22 protein-coding genes and 2 pseudogenes are annotated in these 22,767 nt (G+C 72.5%); 9 read left to right on the plus strand and 15 right to left on the minus strand.

Features of this window, described 5'->3' with window-relative positions:
- Positions 1–7 precede the first annotated feature (7 nt).
- On the minus strand, positions 8–757 hold the full coding sequence (locus IE318_RS08100) for a response regulator transcription factor (protein ID WP_189898060.1): 750 nt from the start codon (positions 755–757) through the stop codon (positions 8–10).
- 153 nt (positions 758–910) lie between these two features.
- Here IE318_RS08100 and IE318_RS08105 point away from each other — a divergent pair, with 153 nt between their 5' ends.
- The 5 genes and pseudogenes from IE318_RS08105 (at position 911) to IE318_RS08125 (ending at position 5,521) form a co-directional block, all read left to right on the plus strand.
- Positions 911–2,263, plus strand: coding sequence for a ferredoxin reductase family protein (locus IE318_RS08105; protein WP_189898062.1), 1,353 nt, complete (start codon positions 911–913; stop codon positions 2,261–2,263).
- A 7-nt stretch (positions 2,264–2,270) separates the two neighbouring features.
- The gene (locus IE318_RS08110) at positions 2,271–2,777 is read left to right on the plus strand and encodes an FMN-binding protein (RefSeq protein ID WP_189898065.1); all 507 of its coding nucleotides are present in this window, start codon (positions 2,271–2,273) and stop codon (positions 2,775–2,777) included.
- 61 nt (positions 2,778–2,838) lie between these two features.
- The gene (locus IE318_RS08115; protein WP_189898067.1) at positions 2,839–4,221 is read left to right on the plus strand and encodes a ferredoxin reductase family protein; all 1,383 of its coding nucleotides are present in this window, start codon (positions 2,839–2,841) and stop codon (positions 4,219–4,221) included.
- A 27-nt stretch (positions 4,222–4,248) separates the two neighbouring features.
- Positions 4,249–4,719 (plus strand): annotated as a pseudogene (locus IE318_RS08120) (FMN-binding protein); the annotation flags it as partial.
- Between the two features lies 1 nt (position 4,720).
- Positions 4,721–5,521, plus strand: coding sequence for an FAD:protein FMN transferase (locus IE318_RS08125; protein WP_189898072.1), 801 nt, complete (start codon positions 4,721–4,723; stop codon positions 5,519–5,521).
- A gap of 188 nt (positions 5,522–5,709) precedes the next feature.
- Here the strand turns inward: IE318_RS08125 and IE318_RS08130 are convergent, their stop codons facing one another.
- From IE318_RS08130 to IE318_RS08170, 9 genes and pseudogenes are all read right to left on the minus strand, one after another.
- Complete coding sequence (locus tag IE318_RS08130; protein WP_030166281.1) at positions 5,710–6,261, minus strand: arginine repressor; 552 nt, start codon at positions 6,259–6,261, stop codon at positions 5,710–5,712.
- A 7-nt stretch (positions 6,262–6,268) separates the two neighbouring features.
- A complete protein-coding gene (locus IE318_RS08135; RefSeq protein WP_189898074.1) occupies positions 6,269–7,465 on the minus strand; it encodes an acetylornithine transaminase in 1,197 nt (398 codons plus the stop codon).
- A complete protein-coding gene (gene argB, locus IE318_RS08140) occupies positions 7,462–8,391 on the minus strand; it encodes an acetylglutamate kinase (RefSeq protein WP_030166275.1) in 930 nt (309 codons plus the stop codon). The genes IE318_RS08135 and argB overlap by 4 nt, the downstream gene beginning before the upstream one ends.
- A 162-nt stretch (positions 8,392–8,553) precedes the next feature.
- Positions 8,554–9,705, minus strand: a complete 1,152-nt coding sequence (argJ, locus tag IE318_RS08145; RefSeq protein WP_189898076.1) for a bifunctional glutamate N-acetyltransferase/amino-acid acetyltransferase ArgJ — start codon at positions 9,703–9,705, stop codon at positions 8,554–8,556.
- Positions 9,702–10,730 (minus strand): N-acetyl-gamma-glutamyl-phosphate reductase, encoded by a 1,029-nt coding sequence (gene argC / locus IE318_RS08150; protein WP_189898078.1) that lies wholly within the window; start codon positions 10,728–10,730, stop codon positions 9,702–9,704. The genes argJ and argC overlap by 4 nt, the downstream gene beginning before the upstream one ends.
- Before the next feature lie 44 nt (positions 10,731–10,774).
- Positions 10,775–11,185: a GtrA family protein gene (locus IE318_RS08155; RefSeq protein WP_189898175.1), complete on the minus strand. Its 411-nt coding sequence runs from the start codon at positions 11,183–11,185 to the stop codon at positions 10,775–10,777.
- Between the two features lie 35 nt (positions 11,186–11,220).
- Complete coding sequence (locus tag IE318_RS08160) at positions 11,221–12,171, minus strand: glycosyltransferase family 2 protein (RefSeq protein WP_030182903.1); 951 nt, start codon at positions 12,169–12,171, stop codon at positions 11,221–11,223.
- A 20-nt stretch (positions 12,172–12,191) separates the two neighbouring features.
- Positions 12,192–14,858 carry a YfhO family protein gene (locus IE318_RS08165; protein ID WP_189898081.1) on the minus strand — a complete coding sequence of 889 codons (2,667 nt, stop codon included), beginning with the start codon at positions 14,856–14,858 and terminating at the stop codon, positions 12,192–12,194.
- 250 nt (positions 14,859–15,108) lie between these two features.
- A pseudogene (locus tag IE318_RS08170) lies at positions 15,109–15,333 on the minus strand (hypothetical protein); the annotation flags it as partial.
- A 75-nt stretch (positions 15,334–15,408) separates the two neighbouring features.
- Between IE318_RS08170 and IE318_RS08175 the strand changes: the two are divergent.
- Entirely contained in the window at positions 15,409–15,873 is a 465-nt protein-coding gene (locus IE318_RS08175) for a DUF6314 family protein (protein WP_229903397.1), read from the plus strand.
- Here IE318_RS08175 and IE318_RS08180 read toward each other — a convergent pair.
- The 3 genes from IE318_RS08180 to IE318_RS08190 all read right to left on the minus strand — a co-directional run bounded on the left by IE318_RS08180 (position 15,855) and on the right by IE318_RS08190 (position 18,533).
- Positions 15,855–16,448: a histidine phosphatase family protein gene (locus IE318_RS08180; RefSeq protein ID WP_189898083.1), complete on the minus strand. Its 594-nt coding sequence runs from the start codon at positions 16,446–16,448 to the stop codon at positions 15,855–15,857. The two genes, IE318_RS08175 and IE318_RS08180, sit on opposite strands and share 19 nt — an antisense overlap.
- Positions 16,449–16,523: 75 nt before the next feature.
- Positions 16,524–17,021, minus strand: a complete 498-nt coding sequence (locus tag IE318_RS08185; protein ID WP_189898086.1) for a GNAT family N-acetyltransferase — start codon at positions 17,019–17,021, stop codon at positions 16,524–16,526.
- Between the two features lie 18 nt (positions 17,022–17,039).
- Positions 17,040–18,533, minus strand: a complete 1,494-nt coding sequence (locus IE318_RS08190; RefSeq protein WP_189898088.1) for an aminotransferase-like domain-containing protein — start codon at positions 18,531–18,533, stop codon at positions 17,040–17,042.
- Here IE318_RS08190 and IE318_RS08195 point away from each other — a divergent pair.
- Both IE318_RS08195 and IE318_RS08200 read left to right on the plus strand, forming a co-directional pair.
- Positions 18,532–19,449, plus strand: coding sequence for a DMT family transporter (locus IE318_RS08195; protein ID WP_189898091.1), 918 nt, complete (start codon positions 18,532–18,534; stop codon positions 19,447–19,449). The genes IE318_RS08190 and IE318_RS08195 overlap by 2 nt on opposite strands.
- 121 nt (positions 19,450–19,570) lie before the next feature.
- Positions 19,571–19,774 carry a DUF1918 domain-containing protein gene (locus IE318_RS08200; protein ID WP_030182915.1) on the plus strand — a complete coding sequence of 68 codons (204 nt, stop codon included), beginning with the start codon at positions 19,571–19,573 and terminating at the stop codon, positions 19,772–19,774.
- A gap of 1 nt (position 19,775) precedes the next feature.
- Here IE318_RS08200 and IE318_RS08205 read toward each other — a convergent pair whose 3' ends face one another.
- Positions 19,776–21,035: a glycoside hydrolase family 10-like protein gene (locus tag IE318_RS08205; protein WP_189898092.1), complete on the minus strand. Its 1,260-nt coding sequence runs from the start codon at positions 21,033–21,035 to the stop codon at positions 19,776–19,778.
- A gap of 218 nt (positions 21,036–21,253) precedes the next feature.
- On the opposite strand from IE318_RS08205, the gene IE318_RS08210 reads away from it, so the two are divergent.
- Positions 21,254–22,114: a 3-hydroxybutyryl-CoA dehydrogenase gene (locus IE318_RS08210; RefSeq protein ID WP_030182922.1), complete on the plus strand. Its 861-nt coding sequence runs from the start codon at positions 21,254–21,256 to the stop codon at positions 22,112–22,114.
- Between the two features lie 107 nt (positions 22,115–22,221).
- Here IE318_RS08210 and IE318_RS08215 read toward each other — a convergent pair whose 3' ends face one another.
- Positions 22,222–22,752 carry an NUDIX hydrolase gene (locus IE318_RS08215; protein ID WP_189898094.1) on the minus strand — a complete coding sequence of 177 codons (531 nt, stop codon included), beginning with the start codon at positions 22,750–22,752 and terminating at the stop codon, positions 22,222–22,224.
- Positions 22,753–22,767: the final 15 nt, after the last annotated feature.

The following is a 22,767-nucleotide window of genomic DNA, read 5'->3' on the forward strand; positions in this document are numbered from 1 at the left end:
CGCGCCCTCACCGGACCGCCGGCTTCAGCACGTAGCCCGCCCCGCGCACCGTGTGGATCATGGGCTCGCGGCCCGCGTCCACCTTCTTGCGCAGGTAGGAGATGTACAGCTCCACCACATGGGCCCGGCCGCCGAAGTCGTAGGACCAGACACGGTCCAGGATCTGTGCCTTGCTGAGCACCCGGCGGGGGTTGCGCATCAGGAAGCGCAGCAGCTCGTACTCGGTCGGGGAGAGCTCGATCAGCTCCCCGGCCCGGGTCACCTCGCGCGCGTCCTCGTCCATCACCAGGTCGCCCACGGTCAGCCGCGGCCCGTCGTCCGGCTGCCGGGCCATCCCGGCGCGGCGCAGCAGCCCGCGCAGCCGGGCGACCACCTCCTCCAGGCTGAACGGCTTGGTCACGTAGTCGTCGCCGCCCGCGGTGATCCCGGCGATGCGGTCCTCCACCGCGTCCCGTGCCGTGAGGAAGAGCACACAGACGTCCGGGCGCACTTCGTGCAGGTCCCGCAGCACGGCGAAGCCGTCGATGTCCGGGAGCATCACGTCGAGCACGACGGCGTCGGGCCGCAGCTCACGGGCGCGGGCGACGGCGGTGGCGCCGTCACCGGCGGCCTCGACCTCCCAGCCCTGGTAGCGCAGGGCGCCGCAGAGCACCTCGGCGAGGTCCGGGTCGTCGTCGACGACCAGGACCCGGACGGGGGTGCCGTCGGGGCGGGTGAGCACGGGAAGACCGGAAGGGGCCGGGCGGGATGCGTTCATGGCTCTTCCAGCATCGCCGGTCGCGCGGCGGGGTGGTGCGTGAGGTGCCTCTGAGTTCTCTGTGAGTGGTGGTCGCCACCCCCGTACTCAGAGCTCTTTCAGAGGTTCGGCCCGCACAGTGGCGTCCTGGACCGGTGAAAGGACGTACGACAGATGACCACGGTGTACGGACGACGGGCCGCACCGCCCGTCCCGGTGGTGCCCCGGCGCTCCCCGGCGGGTGCCGTGCTGGCGCTGCTGTGGGCGGGGGCCGCCGCGGTGGTCGGCCTGTGGTGGTACGGCACCCCCTCCGTCGTCGGCTCGGCGGGCGTGCTGACCGGCGCGGGACGCATCGCGGGCCTGCTGTGCGGATACGCCTGCGCGGTCCTCGTCGGGCTGATGGCCCGGGTGCCGCTGCTGGAGCGGAGGGTCGGCTCGGACCGGGTGGCCCGCTGGCACGCGATGGCCGGCCGGTACACGGTCTGCCTGCTGGTCGTGCACGTGGTGCTGATCGTTCTCGGTTACGCGGCCCAGGACCGGGCCTCGGTCCGGCACGAGGCGCTCTCGATCGTCCTCGACTACCCGGAGATGCTGAAGGCCGCCCTCGGCACGGTGATCCTCCTCGCCGTGGGCGTCACCTCGGCGCGCGCGGTGCGGCGCCGCACCAGCCACGAGTTCTGGTACTACGTGCACCTGCTCACCTACGCCGCCGTCTTCCTGGCCTTCGGCCACCAGCTTGCGCTGGGCGACCAGTTCAACGGCCACACCGTGGCCACGGCCGCCTGGTACGTGCTGTACCTCGGCGTCGCGGCGCTCGTGCTCTGGTTCCGGGTCCTGGCGCCGGTGCGGCTCAACCTGCGGCACCGGCTGCGGGTCGAGTCGGTGCACCCGGAGGCGCCCGGGGTGTACTCGGTGGTCGTGCGCGGCCACCGGCTGGACGAACTCGGCGCCCGGCCGGGCCAGTTCTTCCGCTGGCGGTTCCTCGCCGAGGGCATGGGATGGACCTCCACGCCGTACTCCCTGTCGGCGCCGCCCCGCCCGGACCGCTTGCGCATCACCGTGAAGGCGCTCGGCGACCACAGCGCCGCCGTGCCGCTGCTGCGGCCGGGCACCCGGGTGTGGGCGGAGGGCCCCTACGGCTCTCTGACCGCCGACCGGCGCACCGCGCACAAGTCGCTGCTGATCGCCGGCGGTGTCGGCATCACCCCCCTGCGGGCGCTGTTCGAGACGCTGCCCGGCGAGGTCACCCTGCTGTACCGGGCGCGCACGGCCGAGGACCTCGCCCTGGGGGCCGAGCTGGAGGCGATCGCGCGGTGGCGCGGGGCACGGGTGCTCTACGCGCTCAACGGCCCGAACGGGGAGCGCCCCGCCATCACCGTTACGTCCCTGCGGGCGTCCGTCGCCGACCTGTCCGGGCACGACGTGTACCTCTGCGGTCCGCACGCCTTCGCGCAGGGCCTGTACGAGGTGCTGCGCGCCGCCGGAGTGCCGGACCGGCGTATCCACCACGAGTCCTTCGAGCTGTGAGGCCCCGTTGCACGCGTTGAAGAAGAACCGTCCGCTGCGCCGTGTCGTCCTGGCGAGCGCCGCCACCGTCTCGGGGCTGGTGATGCTGCTGTCGCTGAAGCCGCACACCCCGCCGGAGATCGCCGCGGCGCCCGCCCCGGCGGCGTCCGCCGGCGCCGGTGCCTCCGCGGGCTCCGGCGGCGGGTCCGGGAGCGGCTCCAGCAGCGGGTCCAGCGGCGGGTCCGGCAGCTCCAGCGGCACGAAGACCGTCACCGGCGAGACGGTGCAGACCCGCTGGGGTCCGGTCCAGGTGCGGATCACGCTGAAGAACGGCCGGATCACCGACGTGACCGCCGTCTCCTACCCCACGGACAACCCACGGGACCAGGAGATCAACAGCTACGCCCTCCCCGAGCTGAGGCGGGAGGCCCTGGCCGCGCAGAGCGCGGACATCGACTCGGTCTCGGGAGCGACGTACACGAGTGACGGTTACCGCCAGTCGCTCCAGTCGGCACTGGACTCCGCCGGGCTGTGAACACTCGGCGCACGCGCCACGTATGTGTGGGCGGCCAAGGGTCAAATCCCACGGAGGAACCGTGACCACCACGCTCGCAGGAGGCCGCGCCGCCCGGCGCCAGACGATGCGCCGCATCCGGCCGCGCCGCTCCCCCGCCGTTCCGCTGCTGCTCGCCGTCGGGGCGGGCGCGGCGGGCGTCGTCTGGCTGTGGTGGATGAACACCCCGTCCATCGCCGACACGAACGGGAAGATCCTCAACGCGGGCCGCATCACCGGCCTGCTCGCCGGTTATCTCATGGCGCTGGTCGTGCTCCAGATGGCACGTGTGCCCGCCCTGGAGCGGCGGGTGGGCTCCGACCGGGTCGCCCGCTGGCACGCGATGAGCGGCCGCTACATGCTCTGCCTCGTCCTCGCTCACGTGTTCCTGACCATGTGGGGCTACGCGCTCCAGGCGGGCAGGTCGCTCGGCGACATCGCCCGGCAGACGATCGACTCGGTCGAGCAGCTGCCCGACATGGGCAAGGCGGCCATCGGCACCGGCCTGCTGCTGGTCGTCGGGCTGGTCTCCGTCGGCCCGGTCCGCCGCCGGATGCCGTACGACACCTGGTACCACGTGCACCTGTTCACGTACGCGGCGGTGTTCCTGACGTTCTGGCACCAGATCACAACCGGCAACGACTTCGCCGTCGAACCGGTCGCCAAGACCTTCTGGTACGGGCTGTACGGCGCGGTGACCGCGCTGGTCGTCTGGTACCGGATCCTCACCCCGATCCGGCTGAACACCAAGCACCGGATGCGGGTCGAGGCGGTCGTCGAGGAGACGCCGGGAATCGTGTCGGTGCTGATCGGGGGCCGGAAGCTGCACCGGATGGGCGCGGAGGCCGGGCAGTTCTTCCGGTGGCGGTTCCTGGCCCCCGGCATGCGGTTCAGCTCCCACCCGTACTCGCTGTCGGCGGCGCCCCGCCCGGACCTGCTGCGCATCACCGTCAAGGCGATCGGCGACCACAGCGCCCGGCTGCGCGAACTCGAGCCCGGCACCCGGGTGTGGGCGGAGGGCCCCTACGGCGCGCTCACCGCGGCCCGGCGCAGCCGCGGCAAGGTGCTGCTGGTCGCCGGCGGTGTCGGCATCACCCCGATGCGCGCGCTGTTCGAGACGCTGCCCGGCGCGGCCGGTGACATCACCCTCCTCTACCGGGCCAACAGCACCCAGGACCTGGCCCTGTGGGACGAGCTGGCGAAGATCGCCGACGAACGCGGCGCCCGGCTGATGTACGCGGTCAACAGCCCCGACGGCGAACGCCCCGACATCTCCGCCGAGTCCCTGCGGCGGAAGATCGCCGACATCGACCGCCACGACGTCTTCATGTGCGGCCCGACCGGTTTCGCGCAGTCGGTGTACGAGGCACTGCGCGGCGCGGGGGTTCCCGCGCGCCGCATCCATCACGAGTCGTTCGAGATGTAGCGACGGGACGTCAGGAGCTCATACGCCATGAGGAAGAACCACCCCGTTCGGCGCGCGGTGCTCGCCGGCGCCGCCACCGTGTCCGGGATCGTGCTGCTGCTGTCGCTGAAGCCGGCCTCCGGCCCGGCCTCCGCCTCGGCCGCCGGCGCGGCACCGCAGCAGACGGCCGCGGCCCAGCCGTCCGCGGCCGCGCAGGAGTCGCCGCAAGGGGGCAGCGGCGCGCAGCGCACGGGCACCCGGACCGTCACCGGGGACGCGGCCCGGACACAGTACGGCGCCGTCCAGGTCCGGCTGACCGTGAGCGACGGGAAGATCGTCAAGGCGGAGGCGGTGCAGGCGCCCAAGGGGGGTCTCAGCGACCAGAAGACCGCCATGGCGGTCCCGAAACTCAACCAGGAGGCGGTCGCCGCGCAGAGCGCGGACATCGACGCGGTGTCCGGGGCGACCTACACCAGCGGCGGCTATCTGAAGTCGCTGCAGTCGGCTCTGGACCAGGTCCATGGGTGAGGCCGTGGCGGAGCCGGCGAACGCTCCCGCCGCGGTGCGTCACATGGAGGAGGTCATGGGGACGGTCTTCTCCTTCGACGTCCGCGGCGGGGAACCCGAGGCGGTCGGTGCGGCGCTGCGCGAGGCGGTCGCCGGGCTGCAGCGGGCCGACAGGCGGTTCAGCACGTATCGCGACGACAGCCAGCTCTCGCGGCTGGCGCGCGGTGAACTCACCGTGGAGGACTGCGATCCCGAGGTCGCCGAGGTGCTGGAGCTGGGCGCCGAGGCGGAACGGGCCAGCGAGGGCTGGTTCAGCCTGCGCTACCAGGGGCGGCTGGATCCGACCGGGATCGTCAAGGGCTGGGCGGCCGAACGGGCGGCCCGGCGGATCGCGGCGGCGGGGGCGAGCGGGGTGAGCGTGAACGGCGGCGGGGACGTGCAGCTGCTGGGCTCCCCTGAGGCGCACCGGGCGTGGCGGGTGGGGGTGTCGGATCCGCTGCGCACGGGTGGTCTGGCGGCGGTGATCTCGGCGGCCGGCGCGGAGGAGTTGGCGGTGGCGACGTCCGGGACCGCCGAGCGGGGCGCCCATATCGTCGATCCGCGCACCGGCCGCTCGGCGGTGACCGACCTGGTGTCGGTCACCGTGGTCGCGCCCCGGCTGACCTGGGCGGACTGCTGGGCGACGGCCGCGTTCGCGATGGGCTCGCGGGAGGGGCTGGCCTGGTTGCAGGCGCTGCCGGAGGTGGAGGCGCTGCTGATCACGGCGGGGGACGAGGTGCGGTGCACGGACGGGTTGGCCGGCCGGCTGGGGTGACGCACGCCCGCGGGCCGCGTGCATGCGTCGGCCTGTCGCGCCGTCGTGCTGCGAGGTGGACGGGGCGCTCACCGCGCGTGCGGGGTGCCGCTGCGCCCACCCGTGCCGCCTGGGGTACCTCCCAGGCGTTGAGCACCGGGGAGGCACGACTGCCCGCAGCTATGTCGGTACCACTGCCTGCAGCGGCGTCAGTGGCCGTTCTGGGCCAGGCGCAGCAGGTGGTCCGCCAGGGCCTGGCCGCCGGTCGGGTTGCGGCTGATCAGGAGCAGGGTGTCGTCGCCGGCGATCGTGCCCAGGATGTCGTGGAGCTCGGCCTGGTCGATCGCCGAGGCGAGGAACTGTGCCGCACCGGGAGGGGTGCGCAGGACGACGAGGTTGGCGGAGGCCTCCGCGGAGATCAGCAGCTCCTGGGAGAGCCGCCGCATCCGCTCCTCCTTCGCCGACTCCCCCAGCGGCGCGCGGGGCGTGCGGAAGCCGCCCTCGCTGGGCACCGCGTAGATGAGGTCGCCGTCCGTGTTGCGGATCTTCACCGCGTTCAGCTCGTCCAGGTCCCTGGACAGGGTCGCCTGGGTGACACTCAGCCCGTCGTCGGCGAGGAGCTTCGCCAGCTGGCTCTGCGAGCGCACCGGTTGCCGGTTGAGGATGTCCACGATCCGGCGGTGGCGTGCGGTGCGGGTCTGCGGCACGGCGGGACCGGTGGCCCCGGCGTCGGCGTACCCGTTGTCCTGTGCCTGACTCATCGTCGTCTCATTCTCCGGATCGTCCGTCCCCGTCGGCCACGTCCAGGACGCCGGGCAGCGCCCGGAGGAAGGCGTCCGCCTCGTCGTCGCGGAGGTTCAGCGGCGGCATCAGCCGTACGACGTCCGGGGCGGGCGCGTTCACCAGGAACCCGGCCTCCTGGGCCGCCTGCTGCACCTGTGGCGCGTGCGGCCCGGTGAGCACGATACCCAGCAGCAGGCCCGCACCCCGGACGTGGGAGACCAGCGGGTGGCCCAGGGACTCGATGCCGCCCCGCAGCTTCTCGCTCTGCCGCTTGACGTTCTCCAGCAGCCCCTCGTCCGCGATGGTGTCCAGGACGGCGAGACCGGCGGCGCAGGCGACCGGGTTGCCGCCGAAGGTCGTGCCGTGCTGGCCCGGCCGGAGCAGTTCGGCGGCCCGTCCGAAGGCGACGGTGGCGCCGAGCGGCAGCCCGCCGCCGAGCCCCTTGGCGAGCGTGACCACGTCGGGCAGGACGCCCTCGTGGGCCTGGTACTCGAACCAGTTCCCGGTGCGGCCGACGCCGGTCTGGACCTCGTCCAGGACCAGCAGGGCACCCGTGGCCGCGGTGATCGCCCTGGCCGCCTTGAGATAGCCGGCCGGGGGCACCACGACCCCGTTCTCGCCCTGGATCGGCTCGATGATCACCAGGGCCGTCTCCTCGGTCACCGCGGCGGCCAGCGCCTGCGCGTCGCCGTACGGGACGTGGGTGACGTCGCCGGGCAGCGGCAGGAAGGGGTCCTGCTTGCCGGGCTGGCCGGTGAGCGCGAGGGCGCCCATCGTACGGCCGTGGAAGCCGCCCTGGGTCGCGACCATGTGGGTGCGCCCGGTCAGCCGGCCGATCTTGAAGGCGCCCTCGTTGGCCTCGGCGCCGGAGTTGCAGAAGTAGACCTTGCCGTCCCGGCCGAAGAGCTGGAGCAGTCGTTCGGCGAGGGCGACGGGCGGCTCGGCGATGAAGAGGTTGGAGACGTGGCCGAGGGAGGCGATCTGCCGGCTCACCGCCTCGACGACGGCAGGGTGCGCGTGGCCGAGCGCGTTGACCGCGATCCCGCCGACGAAGTCGACGTACTGCGTGCCGTCGGCGTCCCACAGCTTGGCGCCCTCGCCCCGCACCAGCGGCAGGCGCGGGGTGCCGTAGTTGTTCATGAGCGCGCCCTGCCACCGCGCGGTCAGCTCCTGGTTGCTCATGACTCCCCCTGTTCGTCCGGCACGACCATGGTGCCGATGCCCTCGTCGGTGAAGATCTCCAGCAGGATCGAGTGCTGGACCCGGCCGTCGATGACGCGGGCGGTGTGCACACCGTTGCGCACGGCGTGCAGACAGCCCTCCATCTTCGGCACCATGCCGGAGGACAGCTCCGGCAGCAGTTTCTCCAGCTGGGACGCGGTGAGGCGGCTGATCACCTCGTCGGAGTTCGGCCAGTCCTCGTAGAGGCCCTCGACGTCGGTGAGGACCATGAGGGTCTCGGCGCCCAGTGCCGCAGCGAGTGCCGCAGCCGCCGTATCAGCATTGACGTTGTAGACATGTCCGTCGTCCTGACTGCGGGCGATGGAGGAGACGACCGGGATGCGGCCGTCGGCGAGCAGCGCCTCGATGGCGCCCGTGTCGATGTCGGTGATCTCGCCCACCCGCCCGATGTCGACCGGCTCGCCGTCGATCTCGGGGGTGTGCTTGGTGGCGGTGATGGTGTGCGCGTCCTCGCCGGTGAGGCCGACGGCGAGCGGGCCGTGCTGGTTGAGCAGCCCGACCAGCTCGCGCTGCACCTGCCCGGCCAGCACCATCCGTACGACGTCCATGGCGTCCTCGGTGGTGACCCGCAGGCCCGCCTTGAACTCGCTGACGATGCCGTGCTTGTCGAGGGCGGCGCTGATCTGCGGACCGCCGCCGTGCACCACGACCGGCTTGAGGCCGGCGTGCCGCAGGAAGACGACGTCCTGGGCGAAGGCGGACTTCAGGTCCTCGTTCACCATGGCGTTGCCACCGAACTTGATGACGACGATCTTGCCGTGGTGCCGGGTCAGCCAGGGCAGCGCCTCGATGAGGATCTGGGCCTTCGGCAGGGCCGTGTGCTTGCGAGTCGGGGACTTTCGCTCTTGTGGGTGATTGACCGTCATAGCCGACTTTCGGAAGGATCTCGGATCAGCCGCCGGGCGGGCGGTGTTGGCCTGCGGAGGCGATGTAAGACTCATCCCGGACTCGTCCGGGGCGAGCAGTCGCCGGTGAAACAGGAACCCTCGTCGGCGACGACGGGGACCCGCGACAACCAAGCGGGCACGTCAAGACGAGTAGGCGCTGTTCTCGTGGACATAGTCGGCCGTCAGGTCGTTGGTCCAGATGGTCGCAGACTCACTGCCTGCCGCGAGGTCCGCCACGATGTGGACCTCGCGGTAGCGCATGTCGACCTTCTCGCGGTCCTCGCCGACGCCGCCGTCCTTGCAGACCCAGACGCCGTTGATCGCGACATTGAGCTCGTCCGGCTCGAAGGCGGCCCTGGTCGTGCCGATCGCGGAGAGGACGCGGCCCCAGTTGGGGTCCTCGCCGTGGATGGCGCACTTGAGGAGGTTGTTGCGGGCGATGGAGCGGCCCACCTCCACGGCGTCGTCCTCGCTCGCCGCGTTGATCACCTCGACCTTGATGTCCTTGGAGGCGCCCTCGGCGTCGCCGATGAGCTGCCGGCCGAGGTCGTCGCAGACCTGCCGGACCGCCTCGGCGAACTCCTCGTACTCCGGGGTGATGCCGGAGGAGCCGGAGGAGAGCAGCAGCACGGTGTCGTTGGTGGACATGCAGCCGTCGGAGTCGACACGGTCGAAGGTGACCTTGGTGGCCGCGCGCAGGGCCCGGTCCAGGGTCTGGTCGTCGAGGTCGGCGTCGGTGGTGAGGACGACCAGCATGGTGGCCAGGCCCGGGGCGAGCATGCCCGCGCCCTTGGCCATGCCGCCGACGGTCCAGCCGTCCTTGGTGACCACGGAGGTCTTGTGGACGGTGTCGGTGGTCTTGATGGCGATGGCGGCCTTCTCGCCGCCGTGCTCGGAGAGCTGGGCGGCGGCCGTCTCGACGCCCGGCAGCAGCTTGTCCATCGGCAGCAGCACGCCGATCAGGCCGGTGGAGCAGACGGCGACCTCGACGGCGCCCCGGCCGAGGGCCTCCGCGACCTTCTCGGCGGTGGCGTGGGTGTCCTGGAAGCCCTTGGGGCCGGTGCAGGCGTTGGCGCCGCCGGAGTTGAGCACGACGGCCGACACCTGGCCGCTCTTGATGACCTGCTCGGACCACAGCACCGGCGCGGCCTTGACGCGGTTGGAGGTGAAGACGCCCGCGGCGGCGCGGCGGGGCCCGTTGTTGACCACGAGGGCCAGGTCCGGGTTGCCGTTCTCCTTGATCCCGGCGGCGATGCCCGCCGCCGTGAATCCCTTGGCTGCCGTGACGCTCACGGTGCGACTCCGATCGTGGAAAGTCCGGTGCTCTCGTCGAGCCCGAGGGCGATGTTCATGCTCTGCACGGCGCCGCCCGCGGTGCCCTTGGTCAGGTTGTCGATGGCGCTGATGGCGATGACGCGGTGCGCGGCGGGGTCGTACGCCACCTGGATCTGCGCGGCGTTGGAGCCGTACACGGAGGCGGTGGCGGGCCACTGGCCCTCCGGGAGGAGGTGGACGAAGGGCTCGTCGGCGTAGGCCTTCTCGTAGGCGGCGCGCACGGACTCGGCGGTGACTCCGTCGCGGGCCCTGGCGCTGCAGGTGGCGAGGATGCCGCGGGGCATCGGCGCGAGGGTGGGCGTGAAGGAGACGGTGACCGGCTCGCCCGCGGCCGCGCTGAGGTTCTGGATCATCTCGGGGGTGTGCCGGTGGCCGCCGCCGACGCCGTACGGCGACATGGAGCCCATGACCTCGGAGCCGAGCAGATGGGGCTTGGCTGCCTTGCCCGCGCCGGAGGTGCCGGAGGCGGCGACGATCACGGCCTCGTTCTCGACGAGGGAGGCGGCGTAGGCCGGGACGAGGGCCAGGGAGGCGGCGGTGGGGTAGCAACCGGGCACCGCGATGCGCTTGGACCCCTCCAGCGCAGCGCGGCCACCCGGAAGTTCGGGGAGGCCGTAGGGCCAGGTGCCGGCGTGCGGGGAGCCGTAGAACCGCTCCCAGTCGGCCGGGTCCTTCAGCCGGAAGTCGGCGCCCATGTCGATGACCAGGACGTCGGGGCCGAGCTGCTCGGCGACGGCCGCGGACTGGCCGTGCGGCAGCGCGAGGAAGACGACATCGTGCCCGGCGAGTGACTCGGGGGTGGTCTCGGCGAGCACCCGGTCGGCCAGCGGCAGCAGGTGCGGCTGGAGCGCGCCGAGCCGCTGGCCGGCGTTGGAGTTGCCGGTCAGGGCGCCGATCTCGACCTCGGGGTGCGCCAGCAGCAGACGCAGTGCTTCTCCGCCCGCGTATCCGCTCGCTCCGGCGACCGCGACACGTACAGCCATGGACCCTCCTCCTCGATGGCATGACTATACGTATCGCTGCACGTTTATGCAATCTCCTCCGCGGGGTCGACCTTGGGCAGCATGATCCAGCGGGAGACCACGAAGGTCACCGGGATCGCGGCCGCGGAGGCGAGCAGGGGGGCGAACCGGCTGCCGGCGTGCAGCACGTCGACGATCACGTACACACCGGCCGTGGTGATCACGAAATTCGCGGCGTTCGTCAGCGGGAACAGCAGGAATTTCCGCCAGGTCGGCCGGGTCCGGTAGGTGAAGCGCGCGTTCAGGAAAAAGGATCCGATCATGCTGAGCAGGAACGCGAGAACATGCGCCAGGAGATAGGGCAAACGCGTGAGGAACAGCAGGTAAAGACCGTAGTACGTGCCGGTGTTGACGACGCCGACCACGGCGAAGGTGGCGATCTGTCTCGGCATCTGTCTCGGCGTCTGTGGGGACATCCGCCTCGGCGTCGGGCGGGTCGTCGCGGTACGCATCAGGGAATGAGGTCCTTCGTCCGTTCCACGTTGGTCGCCTTCACCAGGAAGTGCGGGCGTCCCTTGACCTCGTAGTAGATCCGGCCGGTGTACTCCCCGATGACGCCCAGCATCACCATCTGCACCCCCGCGAGCGCGGTGACGGCGGTGATGATGGTGACATACCCCGGCGTCTCCACGCCGTTGACGAGCGCGGCGCCCACGATCCACGCCGTGTACAGCCCGGCACACGTCAGCAGGGCCATGCCGAGGTGGAGGGCGGCGCGCAGCGGCCTGTTGTTGAACGACAGCAGCCCGTCGAGCCCGTAGTTGAGCAGGGACTTCAGCGTCCAGGAGCTGCGGCCGTGCTCGCGCACGGCGTTCTCGTACTCGAAGGTGGTGCTGGGGAAGCCCACCCACGCGAACAGTCCCTTGGAGAAGCGGTTGTACTCGGTCAGGGCCAGCACCGCGTCCACCACGCGCCGCGACAGAAGCCGGAAGTCGCCCACGCCGTCGACGAGTTCGACGTCGACGAGCCGGTTGACCAGTCGGTAGTACAGACGGGCGGTGAGGGTGCGGGTGAACCGGTCGCCGCGCCTGCTGCGCCGGGCGAGGACCTGGTCGTAGCCCTGGGCGCGCAGCTCGACCATGCGCCCGATCAGCTCCGGCGGGTGCTGGAGGTCGGCGTCCATGACCACCACCGAGTCGCCGGAGGCGTGGCGCAGGCCGGCGAGCAGGGCGGCCTCCTTGCCGAAGTTGCGGCTGAAGGAGACATAGCGGACTCGCGGGTCGCGGTCGGCGAGCTGTTCCAGGAGGGTGAGCGTCCGGTCGCGGCTGCCGTCGTCGACGTAGACGAACTCCATGTCGTGGCCGAGCGGCAGCAGGTCGTCGGCGACCTTCTGCACGGCGGCGTGGAAGCGTTCGATGACGTCTTCCTCGTTGTAGCAGGGGGCGACGATCGAGATGAGCATGGTTCTCTCCGGGGGCGCGGTCAGAGGGCGCTGGTGGTGCGCTCGCGCGGGCGTGTGGTGGTGCGGAGCGCGGTGCGGTGTGGGGCCCGCCGTCCGCGGACGGCGGTGACGATGCCGAGCAGGACGAGGGTCAGGAGCGAGACGCCCCCGACGGCCGCGCCCAGCCGCAGGCCGGGCGGGTGGAAGGTGCAGGTGACGCTGGTCGCGGAGCCGTCCAGGGGGATGGCGATCAGCCCGTAGTACGTCTCGGCGGGTGCGGCCGGGGCGTCGCCCGCGGCGCACCGCCAGCCGGCGATCCGGGGGGTGGCGAGGACGGCGGTGCCCTTGCTGCCGGCCGGGAGCTGCGCCCGTACGGTGCCGTCGGAGACGGTCACCTCGGTGGCGCCGGTGGTCTTGAGCCGCTGGACGGCGGTGTGCAGCCGCGCGGTGTCCAGGCAGCCGACCGCGCCGTCCGGGACGCTGCCGGCCCGGGTGGGCGACAGCTCGATCCGCACCCGGCCGGACTGCGGGGCCGTGCCGAGCCGCTGCATGGCGGCGATCTTGGCGGCGTCGGCGGTGAACCGTCCGGTCAGCGGGTGGGCCGGGGTTTCGGCGAGGCGGGCGGTGCCCGAGAAGTGCGGCGCCCAGAGGTAGACCTCGCTGCCGGCCGGGCACTGGGCCGCGATCGTCGGCCGGTGTGCGGCGGCTGCCTTGGTGCGGGGGGCCTCGATCACCGCGTCCGGCCGGTCGCCGGCGGCCCGTTCGGGCTGCCCGCCGTCGCCGGTGCGCACGGTCAGCGGGGGCACGGTGTAGACGCGGGTGCCCAGCAGCAGTTCCTGGTTGCGGTAGGGCGAGGGCCCGAAGGCGGAGACGCCGGTGCGGGCGGAGGAATCGGTGGACGGCCGGACGGTGACCAGGGGCGGTACGTCCTGCCGGGACACGGTCACCGGACTGCGGTCGCGGGGGTTCCACCTCTGGTGCTGGTCCGGCGGGGAGTGCACCCGGGCGCCCACGGAGAAGATCGCGTCGGTGACGGCGTTGTCCAGGCTCTGTACGTTCCGGCCGCGCGAGGTCCAGCCGTCGCCGAGAGCGGTGAGGGTGCGGCTGAGGACGTCGGCGGTGAGGCTGCTGTAGTACTGGGCGCCTTCGCCGCCCACCACCATCGGATCGTTGCCGACGGTCTGCTCCCGGCCGGGGTCGGTGCGGTAGGCGGGCCAGCCGTCGGCCTTGGCTATCGCCTCCGACTGACGCTGCTGCCGGCTCCCCCAGGGCGCGTAGTCGTCCAGGTGGTCCAGCCGCAGCCGGGTGGCCACGGCGGAGGTGGCGGTGGCCTCGCCGAGCTGGGCGCCGACCAGGAGGACGACGGCGGACCCGACGAGCAGCCGACGGCGCCGCCCCGCCGCGGGTGCGCCCTCGGCGGCCCCGCCCGCCCGGTCGAGGCCGAGGAGGACCAGCCCGCCCAGTGCGCCGACCGCGGCCAGCGCCAGCACCGGCCAGGCGAAGGAGCGCACCAGAGCGCTGCGGCTCGCGACGGCGGCCATGAGAGCGAGCAGCGCGGCGGCCGCGGCCAGCGCGCGCCGGCCGGGCACGCCGTAGGACAGCGTGTGCCAGGCCGCGATCACCAGCAGCGCGCACAGCACGAACGTCTGCCGGTAGGGGCTGCCGTTCGGGGTGGTGAAGGCGTGCCAGGCCAGATGGGTCGGCATCCACTGCATCGACAGCGTGACGGCGACCACCAGCAGGCCCCACCCGGCGCGCACCCGTACGGGGGCCGCCCGGTGGAAGGGCAGGGCGAGGGCCAGCAGCAGCGCGGTGGTGCCGACGAAGAGCCCCGGGCTGGCGAATCCGTACGTCGTCGGCAGCAGACGGGCCAGCAGGTCCTGTGTGGCGACCGGGGCGAAGTGCGTGACCCGGCCCGGGTAGGCGTGCTTGGTGCCGAAGTAGATGACCGTGACCAGCGGCGCGGCCAGGCCGACGCCCAGGGCGACGGTGACCGCGGCCCGGCCCGCCGCGGCGAGCGCCCGCCGGCGCGGGAGACCGGAGAGCCACAGCCGGAGCAGCAGGACGAGGCCGGCGCCGATGGTGGCCATGTACGCGGTGTAGAAGTTGGCGATCCAGGCGAGCGCCACGATCGGCACGCCGAGCAGCCGGTGCCGGCCGGTGAGTGCCCATTCGCCGACCAGGCACAGCAGGGGCAGGGCGATGAGGCCGTCGAGCCACATCGGGTTGTACGAGGCGTCCGCGAGCGACCAGCCGCACAGGGCGTAGGCGGCGCCCAGCAGCCCCGCCGCCCACCAGCGGCCGGGCCGCAGCCTGAGCAGCAGCCAGGCCATGGCGGCGCCGGCGCACGCCGTCTTCAGGACGGTGACCACATAGACGGCGAGGTCGATCTCGTCCCTCGGGAACAGGGCCACGAGCAGGGCGAACGGGCTGCTCAGATACGTCCCGAGGTCGGGCAGGAAGCTGGAGCCGAAGCCGGACTGCCAGTTGACGAGCAGGCCGCCGTCGGCCCGGCCGTGCAGCAGGTCCCACAGGTGGGCGTGGAACGGCACGTACTGGTTGCCCAGGTCGTTGACCGCGCGGGTGCGCGGGCCGAAGGGATAGCTGCGGGCGACGGCGTCGGCCGCGCAGAACGCGGTGACGGTGATGGCCGCGGCGAGCAGTGCGGCGGCCTGTCGCGGTCTGCCGCGCAGGGTTGAGCGATCCATTCTCGGCGGGCTCCCAGGAAATCCGGTACATACAGCGCCTCTTGTGGGGACGTCACTCCCCGTGCGCTTTTGTTCGACCGATTAGACCCGGAGTATTTCCCCTTGGTCGTACCCCCACCGGTGAACGGTGGACGAATGGTGAATGACGAATACGCGCGGGGGTACGCCGAAACAATTCGGGACGCACTCCGTTCACCGAAAGGAAAACGGAATGCGTCCCGAGAATGATGCGGAGGTTACGGCTTCGGGGCTACTTCTGCCTGATCCGCAGGAAAGTGACGGAGTTCGCCGGGAAGGTGTATGTGAAGCCGTCGGCGACGCCGGTGACGGTGGAGGTGACCGGTGCGACCGGCGTGGCGGTCTCGGTGTTGACGGCGTCGGACGCGGCGGCCGGCGTGATCGCCTCGGCCTTGGCGGCGACCTTCGCCCCGCCCAGGTCGATCGCCGTACCGGCGGCCGAGGACTGGGCGTCGACCGCACATGGGGAAGCCGTATGAGCACGTCAATGGGGCGGACAGCGCACCCCGTAAGCTCGATCGCGATTGCGACCATGACGAAAGGCACGGTGATGGACGTCGGGTTCCGGCCGGTGACGGACGTGCTGGCGCATCTTGCCGGGCGGTGGCGCGTGGAGCGCGAGGTCCGGGACCTGACGAGCGGTGACGTGGGGCACTTCGCAGGGGTCACCGTCTTCAGCGCCCTGGCCGGCGGCGGGCTGTTGCACGAGGAGTCGGGGACCTTCACCTGGCGGGGCGTGTCCCGGCCCGCGACGCGGACGCTGCGGTTCCTGCCGGGGAGCGTGCCGGGCACGGCCGACGTGCGGTTCGCGGACGGGCGGCCCTTCCACCCGCTGGATCTGAGGACGGGCCGGTACGTGGCCGAGCACCCGTGCGCGGCCGATCTCTACCGCGGTGAGTTCACCGTCCGGGACGCGGGCCGCTGGCGGTCGGTGTGGCGGGTCGGCGGTCCGGCCAAGGACCTGGTGCTCACCACCGACTATGTGCGCGAGGGCTGAGCGCTGGCGCCGTCGAGGCGGAGGTTCCAGCGGCCGGAGCGGCCGCTGACGGTGGTCGCCGACAGCGGGCGGACGTCGATGTTCCAGTAGGTCGAGGGCGGGGCCTTCAGGGCGTAGACCAGGGCGGCGCGGATCACCGAGGGCTCGGCGACGGCGACGATCCGGCCGCCGTCCTCCACCGGCCGGGTGTCGAGCCAGCCGCCCACCCGGGCGATGAAGGCCAGCAGGGACTCCCCGCCGTGCGGGGTGGAGCGCGGGTCGGCGAGCCAGGCGTCCACCGACTGCGGCTCGCGGGCCATCGCCTCGCCCAGCGTCAGCCCGCGCCAGCGGCCCATGTCGCAGTCCCGCAGCGCGAGTTGGACCAGCGGGGCGTACCCCAGGGCGTCGCCGGTGGCCCGGCTGCGCGGGGTCGGCGAGCAGTAGCGCAGCTCGGCCGCCGCCAGCGGCAGCAGCTCTCCGGCGGCGCGCTGGACCTCGTCCCAGCCCGCCTGGTCCAGCGGCCGGTCGTCCTCGAACCGCTCCGCGAGCAGCGGTGAACTGCGTGCGGCGGCCACGAACGTCACCCTCAGTGGCATGCGGTGATGGTGATCCTCCTGTGTCAGCAGGTCAAGGGGCGACGAGTCCTGAGTTCTGCGGCGTGCGGGCCCGGCTCAGTCGAAAAAGTGCGCCATCCACTGGTCCGGCCGTTCCAGCGGACGGAAACCGAGCTTCTCGTAGACCCCGTGCGCGTCGTGCGTGGCGAGCAGGACGCGCTTGAGGCCGTACGGCCGCAGGTGTTCGCGTACGGCCCCCACGAGCGCCGTCCCGATGCCCTTGCCGCGGACCGCGCGGTCGACATACACGTCGCACAGCCACGCGAAGGAGGCCAGGTCGGTCACCACCCGCGCACAGGCGACCTGGTGCCCCGACGCCGCCTCGTACACCCCGAAGTTGAGCGACCCGGCGATCGCCCGTTCCTGCTTGTCGCGTGAGCGCCCGAGTGCCCAGTAGGCGTCGGTGGACAGCCAGCGGTGCACCCGCTCGACGTCGATGCGGGCGGGGTCGGTGGAGATCTCGTAGCCCTCGGCGAGGCTCGGCGTCTCGGTCCTGTGCGTCTCGGTCCTGTGCGTCTCGGTCTTGGGCGTGTCGGCCTGGGGTGTGTCGGTCATGGACGAGAGATTTCCAGGTCACGGGAGCGGGCGTCGAGACGTTTTCGCCGGGAGCACCTCGTCGCAGGCCGCCCGCAGTCGGCGTACCCCCTCCGTGATCTCCGCCGTGCCGGCGACCGCCGCGAAGCTCAGGCGGAGGTGGGGGGCCGGGGGTTCGGCGCTGAAGTAGGGGCGGCCGGGGGTGAGGGCGACGCCCGCGCGCAGGCCGGCGGCGGTCAGGGCGGACTCTCCACCGGAGCCGAAGGCCCGGGCGGCGTCCCCCGTGCCGTCGGGCAGGCGCAGCCAGAGGTGGTATCCGCCGTGCGGGACGTGCGGCAGGGCGAGTTCGGGCAGGTGGCGTGCGAGCGCGGCCGTCATGGTGTCGCGGCGGACCTTCAACTCGGCCGAGAGCGCCCGCAGATGACGGGGCCAGGCCGGGGAGCCGACCAGTTCCAGGGCCGCCTCCTGGAGCGGCCGGGGGACGAAGAAGCTGTCCACGACCTGGATGGCGCGCAGGCGTTCCAGCACGGGTCCGCGCGCGGCGAGCGCGCTCACGCGGAAGCTGGGCGAGGTCGCCTTGGTCAGCGAGCCGACATGGACGACCACGCCGTCCGGGTCGTCGGCGGCCAGCGGGCGGGGCAGCGGGCCCGCGTCCGCGTGGGCGAGGCGGCGTACGAAGTCGTCCTCGATCACGAACGCGCCGGCCTCTCGGGCGATGCGCAGCACCTCTGTGCGCCGGTCGGCGGCCAGCACGGCGCCCGTCGGGTTCTGGAACAGGGGCTGGCAGACGAACACCCGGGCGCCGCTGGCCCGGAAGGCGTCCGCGAGCAGGTCGGGACGTACGCCGTCGGGGTCGACGGGCACGGGTACGGGCCGCAGGCCGGCCGCGCGGGCGAGGGCGAGCATGCCGGGGTAGGTGGGCGACTCGACGAGGACGGGTGCGCCGGGCGGGGCGAGCGCGCGCAGGGCGGTGGCCAGCGCGGACTGGCCGCCGGCGGCGATCAGCACCTCGGCCGCGGTCATGCTCCCGCCGATCTCCCGCGCGAACCACTCGCGCAGCTCGGGCAGTCCCTCCAGCGGCGGCCTGCCCCAGGCGCCCGGCCGGCGTCCGGCCCGGGCCAGGGCCGCCGCCATGGCGCGCTCGGGCTGGAGGGAGGGATGCGGATAGCCGCCGTTGAACTCCAGCACGCCGGGCGGCGGCGCGGCGAGCGAGACGGTGACCCCTGAGGCGTCCACGGTGCGCGGGACGAGGTCGAGGGTGCCGTCGGCGCTGAGCGCGACCTCCTGCCAGGAGGTGTCCCCGGCGGGGGTCTCCGTCGCGCGCGGCCGGGCGCGGAAGGCACCGGCCCCGGGCCGGGTGATCACCAGGCCCTCGGCGGCGAGCTGGGCGAGGGCCCGCGAGACGGTCACCGGGCTCACACGGAACCGCTCGACCAGTGCCCGGCTCGACGGGAGCTTTCCACCCGGTGGATAGCGGTCGAGGTCTTGTCGGAGCTGTTCTGCCAGTTCACCGACACTGCTACGCTGGTGCATGAGTACACAGAGTAGCGCTACTGCCTCGAGCGCGATAGCGGTCACCGCTCCCGGCGAGCGCCGCGGCCTCGGCACGGCACTGGCGGCGCTCGGCGTCGCCTCCTTCTCGCTCACGTTTCCGGCCACCGCCTGGGGACTGGAGGGGTTCGGGCCCTGGTCGCTGGTGGCCGTGCGCAGCATGCTCGCCGCCGTGATCGCGGGCGGCGCCCTGCTGGCACTGCGGGTGCCGCTGCCCGCACGCCCGCACCGGCCGGGGCTGGCGGTGGTCGCCGCGGGTGTGGTCCTCGGTTTCCCGCTGCTCACCACGCTCGCCCTGCGCACCTCGACCACCGCGCACGCCGCGGTCGTCGTCGGCCTGCTGCCGCTCACCACGGCGCTGCTTTCCGCCCTGCGCATGGGGACGCGGCCGTCGCGGGCGTTCTGGGCGGCGGCGCTGGCGGGCGCCGCCGCCGTGGTCGCCTTCACCGTGCAGCAGAGCGGCGGCGCCCTGACGGCCGCCGACGGGTATCTCTTCGCCGCCCTGCTGGTGTGCGCCGCCGGCTACACCGAGGGCGGGCGGCTGGCGCGGGTCATGCCCGGCTGGCAGGTGATCGCCTGGGCGCTCGTGCTGTGTCTGCCGGTGGCCGTGCCCGGTGCCGCGCTGGCGCTGACGTACGAGCCGGTGCACCTGGGGTGGCACAGCGTGGCGGGGCTGCTGTGGGTGGCGGCCGGATCGCAGTTCCTCGGGATGGTCGTCTGGTACCGGGGCATGGCGGCCGTGGGCATCCCGAAGGCCAGCCAGTTGCAGTTGGCGCAGCCCCTGCTCACACTGGTGTGGTCGGTGCTGCTGCTCGGCGAGCATCTGACGCCGGCCGCCCCGTTGACGGCCGTCGCCGTGCTCGTCTGCATCGCCGTCACCCAGCGGGCGCGCGGCTGACCGGCGCCACCGGTTCCGACCGCACTCCGGCCCCGGCCGCTTCACCGGTTCCGGCCGCGCTCCGCGCCGTAGACTCGAAGCCGAGGACGCTGCTCCCGCATGTGGTGAGGAGGCCCTGCAGATGCGAGCAACCGTGGGCGACAAGCTCGTCCAGCACGGCCGGGTGGTCGGCCAGCACGACCAGGTCAGCGAGGTCGTCGAGGTCATGGGCCAGGAGGGCAACCCTCCGTACCGCGTCCGTTTCCCGGACGGGCACGAAGCCGTGATGTCACCGGGCCCCGACTGCCAGGTCCGGCACGAGGAGAAGAAGCAAAGGTCGAAGTAGGTCAGCGCGGGGCGTTCGCCGGCTGCCGGTAGTGGTCGGCGACCACCCGTGCCATCGCTCCGGACGGATCCGCGGCGACGTCCTTCGCGGCGAAGAACACATGCCCGCGCACCTCGGGGTACTTCTCGGCCAGGGCGAGGTGCCGCGACAGCTCGTCCGGGTCCCGCCAGGCCGCGCCCTGCGTCGCGTCACCCGCCTTGTACAGCGCCTCGCCCACGTACAGCTTCGTACGGCTGCCCCGCGCGACCCGGGCCCACCAGGGCACCAGCTTCGCGTAGTCGGCGGCCGGCTGGCCGACGGACCAGTACAGCTGCGGGACGATGTAGTCGATCCAGCCCTCCCGGACCCACTTGCGGGTGTCCGCGTACAGGTCGTCGTACGTCTCGACGCCCGCCTTCGTGTCCGAGCCGCGTGTGTCGGTCGAGGCGTTGCGCCACACCCCGAAGGGGCTGATCCCGAACTGGGTGCCGGGCCGCAGCCGCTGGATCCCGGCGGCCGTCTCGCGCACGAGGCGGTCGATGTTGTCGCGCCGCCAGGCGGCCCGGCTCGCGAAGGCGCCGCCGTGGCGGGCGTAGGCCGCGTCGTCGTCGAAGGACCGGCCGGCCTCCGGGTAGGGGTAGAAGTAGTCGTCGAAGTGGACGCCGTCCACCGGATACCTCCGTACGGCGTCGGACATCGCCTGCTGCACGAAGGCCCGGACCTCGGGCAGGCCCGGGTTGTAGTACAGCTTGCCGCCGTAGGGCACGACCCAGTCGGGGTGCCTGCGGGCCGGGTGGGAGGCCACCAGCCGGGACGGGTCGGCGTGCAGGGCGACGCGGTAGGGGTTCAACCAGGCGTGCAGCTTCAGTCCGCGGGCGTGCGCCTCCTCGACGGCCGTGCCGAGCGGGTCCCAGCCGGGGTCCTTGCCCTGGGTTCCGGTCAGCCACTGCGACCACGGTTCGTACGGCGAGGGCCACAGCGCGTCGGCGGTGGGGCGCACCTGGAAGATCACCGTGTTGAGCCGGCGGCGCACCGCCGCGTCGAGCAGGGCGGTCAGCTCTCCGCGCTGCCGGGCCGCGCTGAGGCCGGTGCGCGAGGGCCAGTCGCGGTTCGTCACGGTCGCCAGCCACATGCCGCGCATCTCGTCGGCGGCCGCGCGCGGGCGGCGGGCGCGGGAGGCGCCCGGTGGCTGGGGCGCGGCCGGTGCCGCGGCGGCCGCCTGTGTGATCGCCAGGGTGGACAGGGCGGCGACGGTGAACGCCCGTCGCGTCACTCGGCTCATCCCGGGGCTCCCCGTACGCCGTGGATCCGCGCCATCACGGATCGTGTACCGGCTCAGCATGCACGACCCGGGCGATCGATCATCGCTGCGACAGGGGTAACGTGCACGATCGGAGCAGGCACCGCTCACATGGACCGCCTGCCCCACGCTGTAGATCAGCGCCGGCGAGGGCGCCCCAAGAGCGCGCCGGTGTCGCGCATGCAACGGAAAGGGACGATGTGACCGACATCGAACGCGTCGGAGTGGTGGGCTGCGGCCAGATGGGCGCGGGAATCGCCGAGGTGTGCGCCCGGGCCGGTCTGGACGTGAAGGTCGCCGAGACCACCGGCGAGGCCCTGGAGTTCGGCCGTACCCGGCTGTTCAACTCCCTGGCCAAGGCGGCCGAGCGCGGCAAGATCACCGAGGAGGAGCGGGACGCGACGCAGGCGCGGCTGAGCTTCACCACCGACCTCGGCGAGTTCGCGGACCGCGACCTGGTGATCGAGGCCGTGGTGGAGAACGAGCAGGTCAAGACGGAGATCTTCCAGGTCCTGGACCAGGTGGTGACCCGGCCGGACGCCATCTTGGCCTCCAACACCTCCTCCATCCCGCTGGTGAAGCTGGCCGTCGCCACCGCGCGGCCGGACCAGGTCATCGGCATCCACTTCTTCAACCCGGCCCCGGTGCAGAAGCTGGTCGAGCTGATCCCGGCGCTCACCACCTCCGAGGGCACGCTGAGCCGCGCGCAGCTGTTCACCGAGAAGGTGCTCGGCAAGCACGCGATCCGCGCCCAGGACCGCTCCGGCTTCGTGGTCAACGCGCTGCTGATCCCCTACCTGCTCTCCGCGATCCGGATGTTCGAGTCGGGCATCGCCAGCCGCGAGGACATCGACAACGGCATGGAACTGGGCTGCGCCCACCCGATGGGCCCGCTGAAGCTGTCGGACCTGATCGGCCTGGACACGGTCGCCTCGGTGGCGCAGAGCATGTACGACGAGTACAAGGAGCCGCTGTACGCCGCTCCCCCGCTGCTGCAGCGCATGGTCGACGCCGGGCGGCTGGGCCGCAAGAGCGGCTCGGGCTTCTACACCTACGGCTGACCCCGGCTTCACAGGGACACGGCCGTCCCGGCTCCGCGGGACGGACCCGGCTGCCGCCCGGCCCCGGCACCGTACGACGGGATGCCGTCGACGGTGCCGGGCCCGCGTCATCCGAGCCTGAGGTGGTGCAGGAGCAGTAAGGCGGCCGCCATGTTCGCGGCCGGGACCTCGCCGCGGGCGACCATGTCGGGGACGAGCTTGAGCGGCACCCACTCGCGGCGGTCCGACTCGAAGTCGTCCACGGGGTGTCCGATGTACTCGCCCTCGTCCGACCAGTAGATGTGGTGCCGGGCGTCGGTGAGGCCGTTGGACGGCTCCACGCTCATGAGGTGGTGCAGGGGCCCCGGCCGCCAGCCGGTCTCCTCCTCCAGTTCCCGGGCCGCGGCGCGGGCGACGTCCTCGCCGTCCTCGACGACGCCCGCGGCCAGTTCCCAGCCCCAGCTGTCGGTGATGAAGCGGTGGCGCCACAGCAGGAGGACCTCGTTGGCCTCGTTGACCACCGTGGCCACGGCGACGGGCCGCAGCCGTATCAGGAAGTGGTCGAGGTGCCGGCCGTCCGGCAACTCGACATCCGCGAGGTTGACGGTGAACCAGCGGTTTGCATACACAGTTTGTTCGTTCTGCTTCGTCCACTGCACGGTTCTGCCACCTTC

This window comes from Streptomyces spiralis, from assembly GCF_014654675.1.
In the GTDB taxonomy this organism is placed as follows: Bacteria; Actinomycetota; Actinomycetes; order Streptomycetales; family Streptomycetaceae; genus Streptomyces; species Streptomyces spiralis.

Bases quoted from the DNA above. Each gene is read 5' to 3' on its own strand.
- IE318_RS08100 (WP_189898060.1), bottom strand. From the start codon at position 757: ATGAACGCATCCCGCCCGGCCCCTTCCGGTCTTCCCGTGCTCACCCGC.
- IE318_RS08105 (WP_189898062.1), top strand. From the start codon at position 911: ATGACCACGGTGTACGGACGACGGGCCGCACCGCCCGTCCCGGTGGTG.
- IE318_RS08125 (WP_189898072.1), top strand. From the start codon at position 4,721: ATGGGTGAGGCCGTGGCGGAGCCGGCGAACGCTCCCGCCGCGGTGCGT.
- IE318_RS08130 (WP_030166281.1), bottom strand. From the start codon at position 6,261: ATGAGTCAGGCACAGGACAACGGGTACGCCGACGCCGGGGCCACCGGT.
- IE318_RS08135 (WP_189898074.1), bottom strand. From the start codon at position 7,465: ATGAGCAACCAGGAGCTGACCGCGCGGTGGCAGGGCGCGCTCATGAAC.
- argB (WP_030166275.1), bottom strand. From the start codon at position 8,391: ATGACGGTCAATCACCCACAAGAGCGAAAGTCCCCGACTCGCAAGCAC.
- argC (WP_189898078.1), bottom strand. From the start codon at position 10,730: ATGGCTGTACGTGTCGCGGTCGCCGGAGCGAGCGGATACGCGGGCGGA.
- IE318_RS08155 (WP_189898175.1), bottom strand. From the start codon at position 11,185: ATGTCCCCACAGACGCCGAGACAGATGCCGAGACAGATCGCCACCTTC.
- IE318_RS08160 (WP_030182903.1), bottom strand. From the start codon at position 12,171: ATGCTCATCTCGATCGTCGCCCCCTGCTACAACGAGGAAGACGTCATC.
- IE318_RS08165 (WP_189898081.1), bottom strand. From the start codon at position 14,858: ATGGATCGCTCAACCCTGCGCGGCAGACCGCGACAGGCCGCCGCACTG.
- IE318_RS08175 (WP_229903397.1), top strand. From the start codon at position 15,409: ATGACGAAAGGCACGGTGATGGACGTCGGGTTCCGGCCGGTGACGGAC.
- IE318_RS08180 (WP_189898083.1), bottom strand. From the start codon at position 16,448: ATGCCACTGAGGGTGACGTTCGTGGCCGCCGCACGCAGTTCACCGCTG.
- IE318_RS08185 (WP_189898086.1), bottom strand. From the start codon at position 17,021: ATGACCGACACACCCCAGGCCGACACGCCCAAGACCGAGACGCACAGG.
- IE318_RS08195 (WP_189898091.1), top strand. From the start codon at position 18,532: ATGAGTACACAGAGTAGCGCTACTGCCTCGAGCGCGATAGCGGTCACC.
- IE318_RS08190 (WP_189898088.1), bottom strand. From the start codon at position 18,533: ATGCACCAGCGTAGCAGTGTCGGTGAACTGGCAGAACAGCTCCGACAA.
- IE318_RS08200 (WP_030182915.1), top strand. From the start codon at position 19,571: ATGCGAGCAACCGTGGGCGACAAGCTCGTCCAGCACGGCCGGGTGGTC.
- IE318_RS08205 (WP_189898092.1), bottom strand. From the start codon at position 21,035: ATGAGCCGAGTGACGCGACGGGCGTTCACCGTCGCCGCCCTGTCCACC.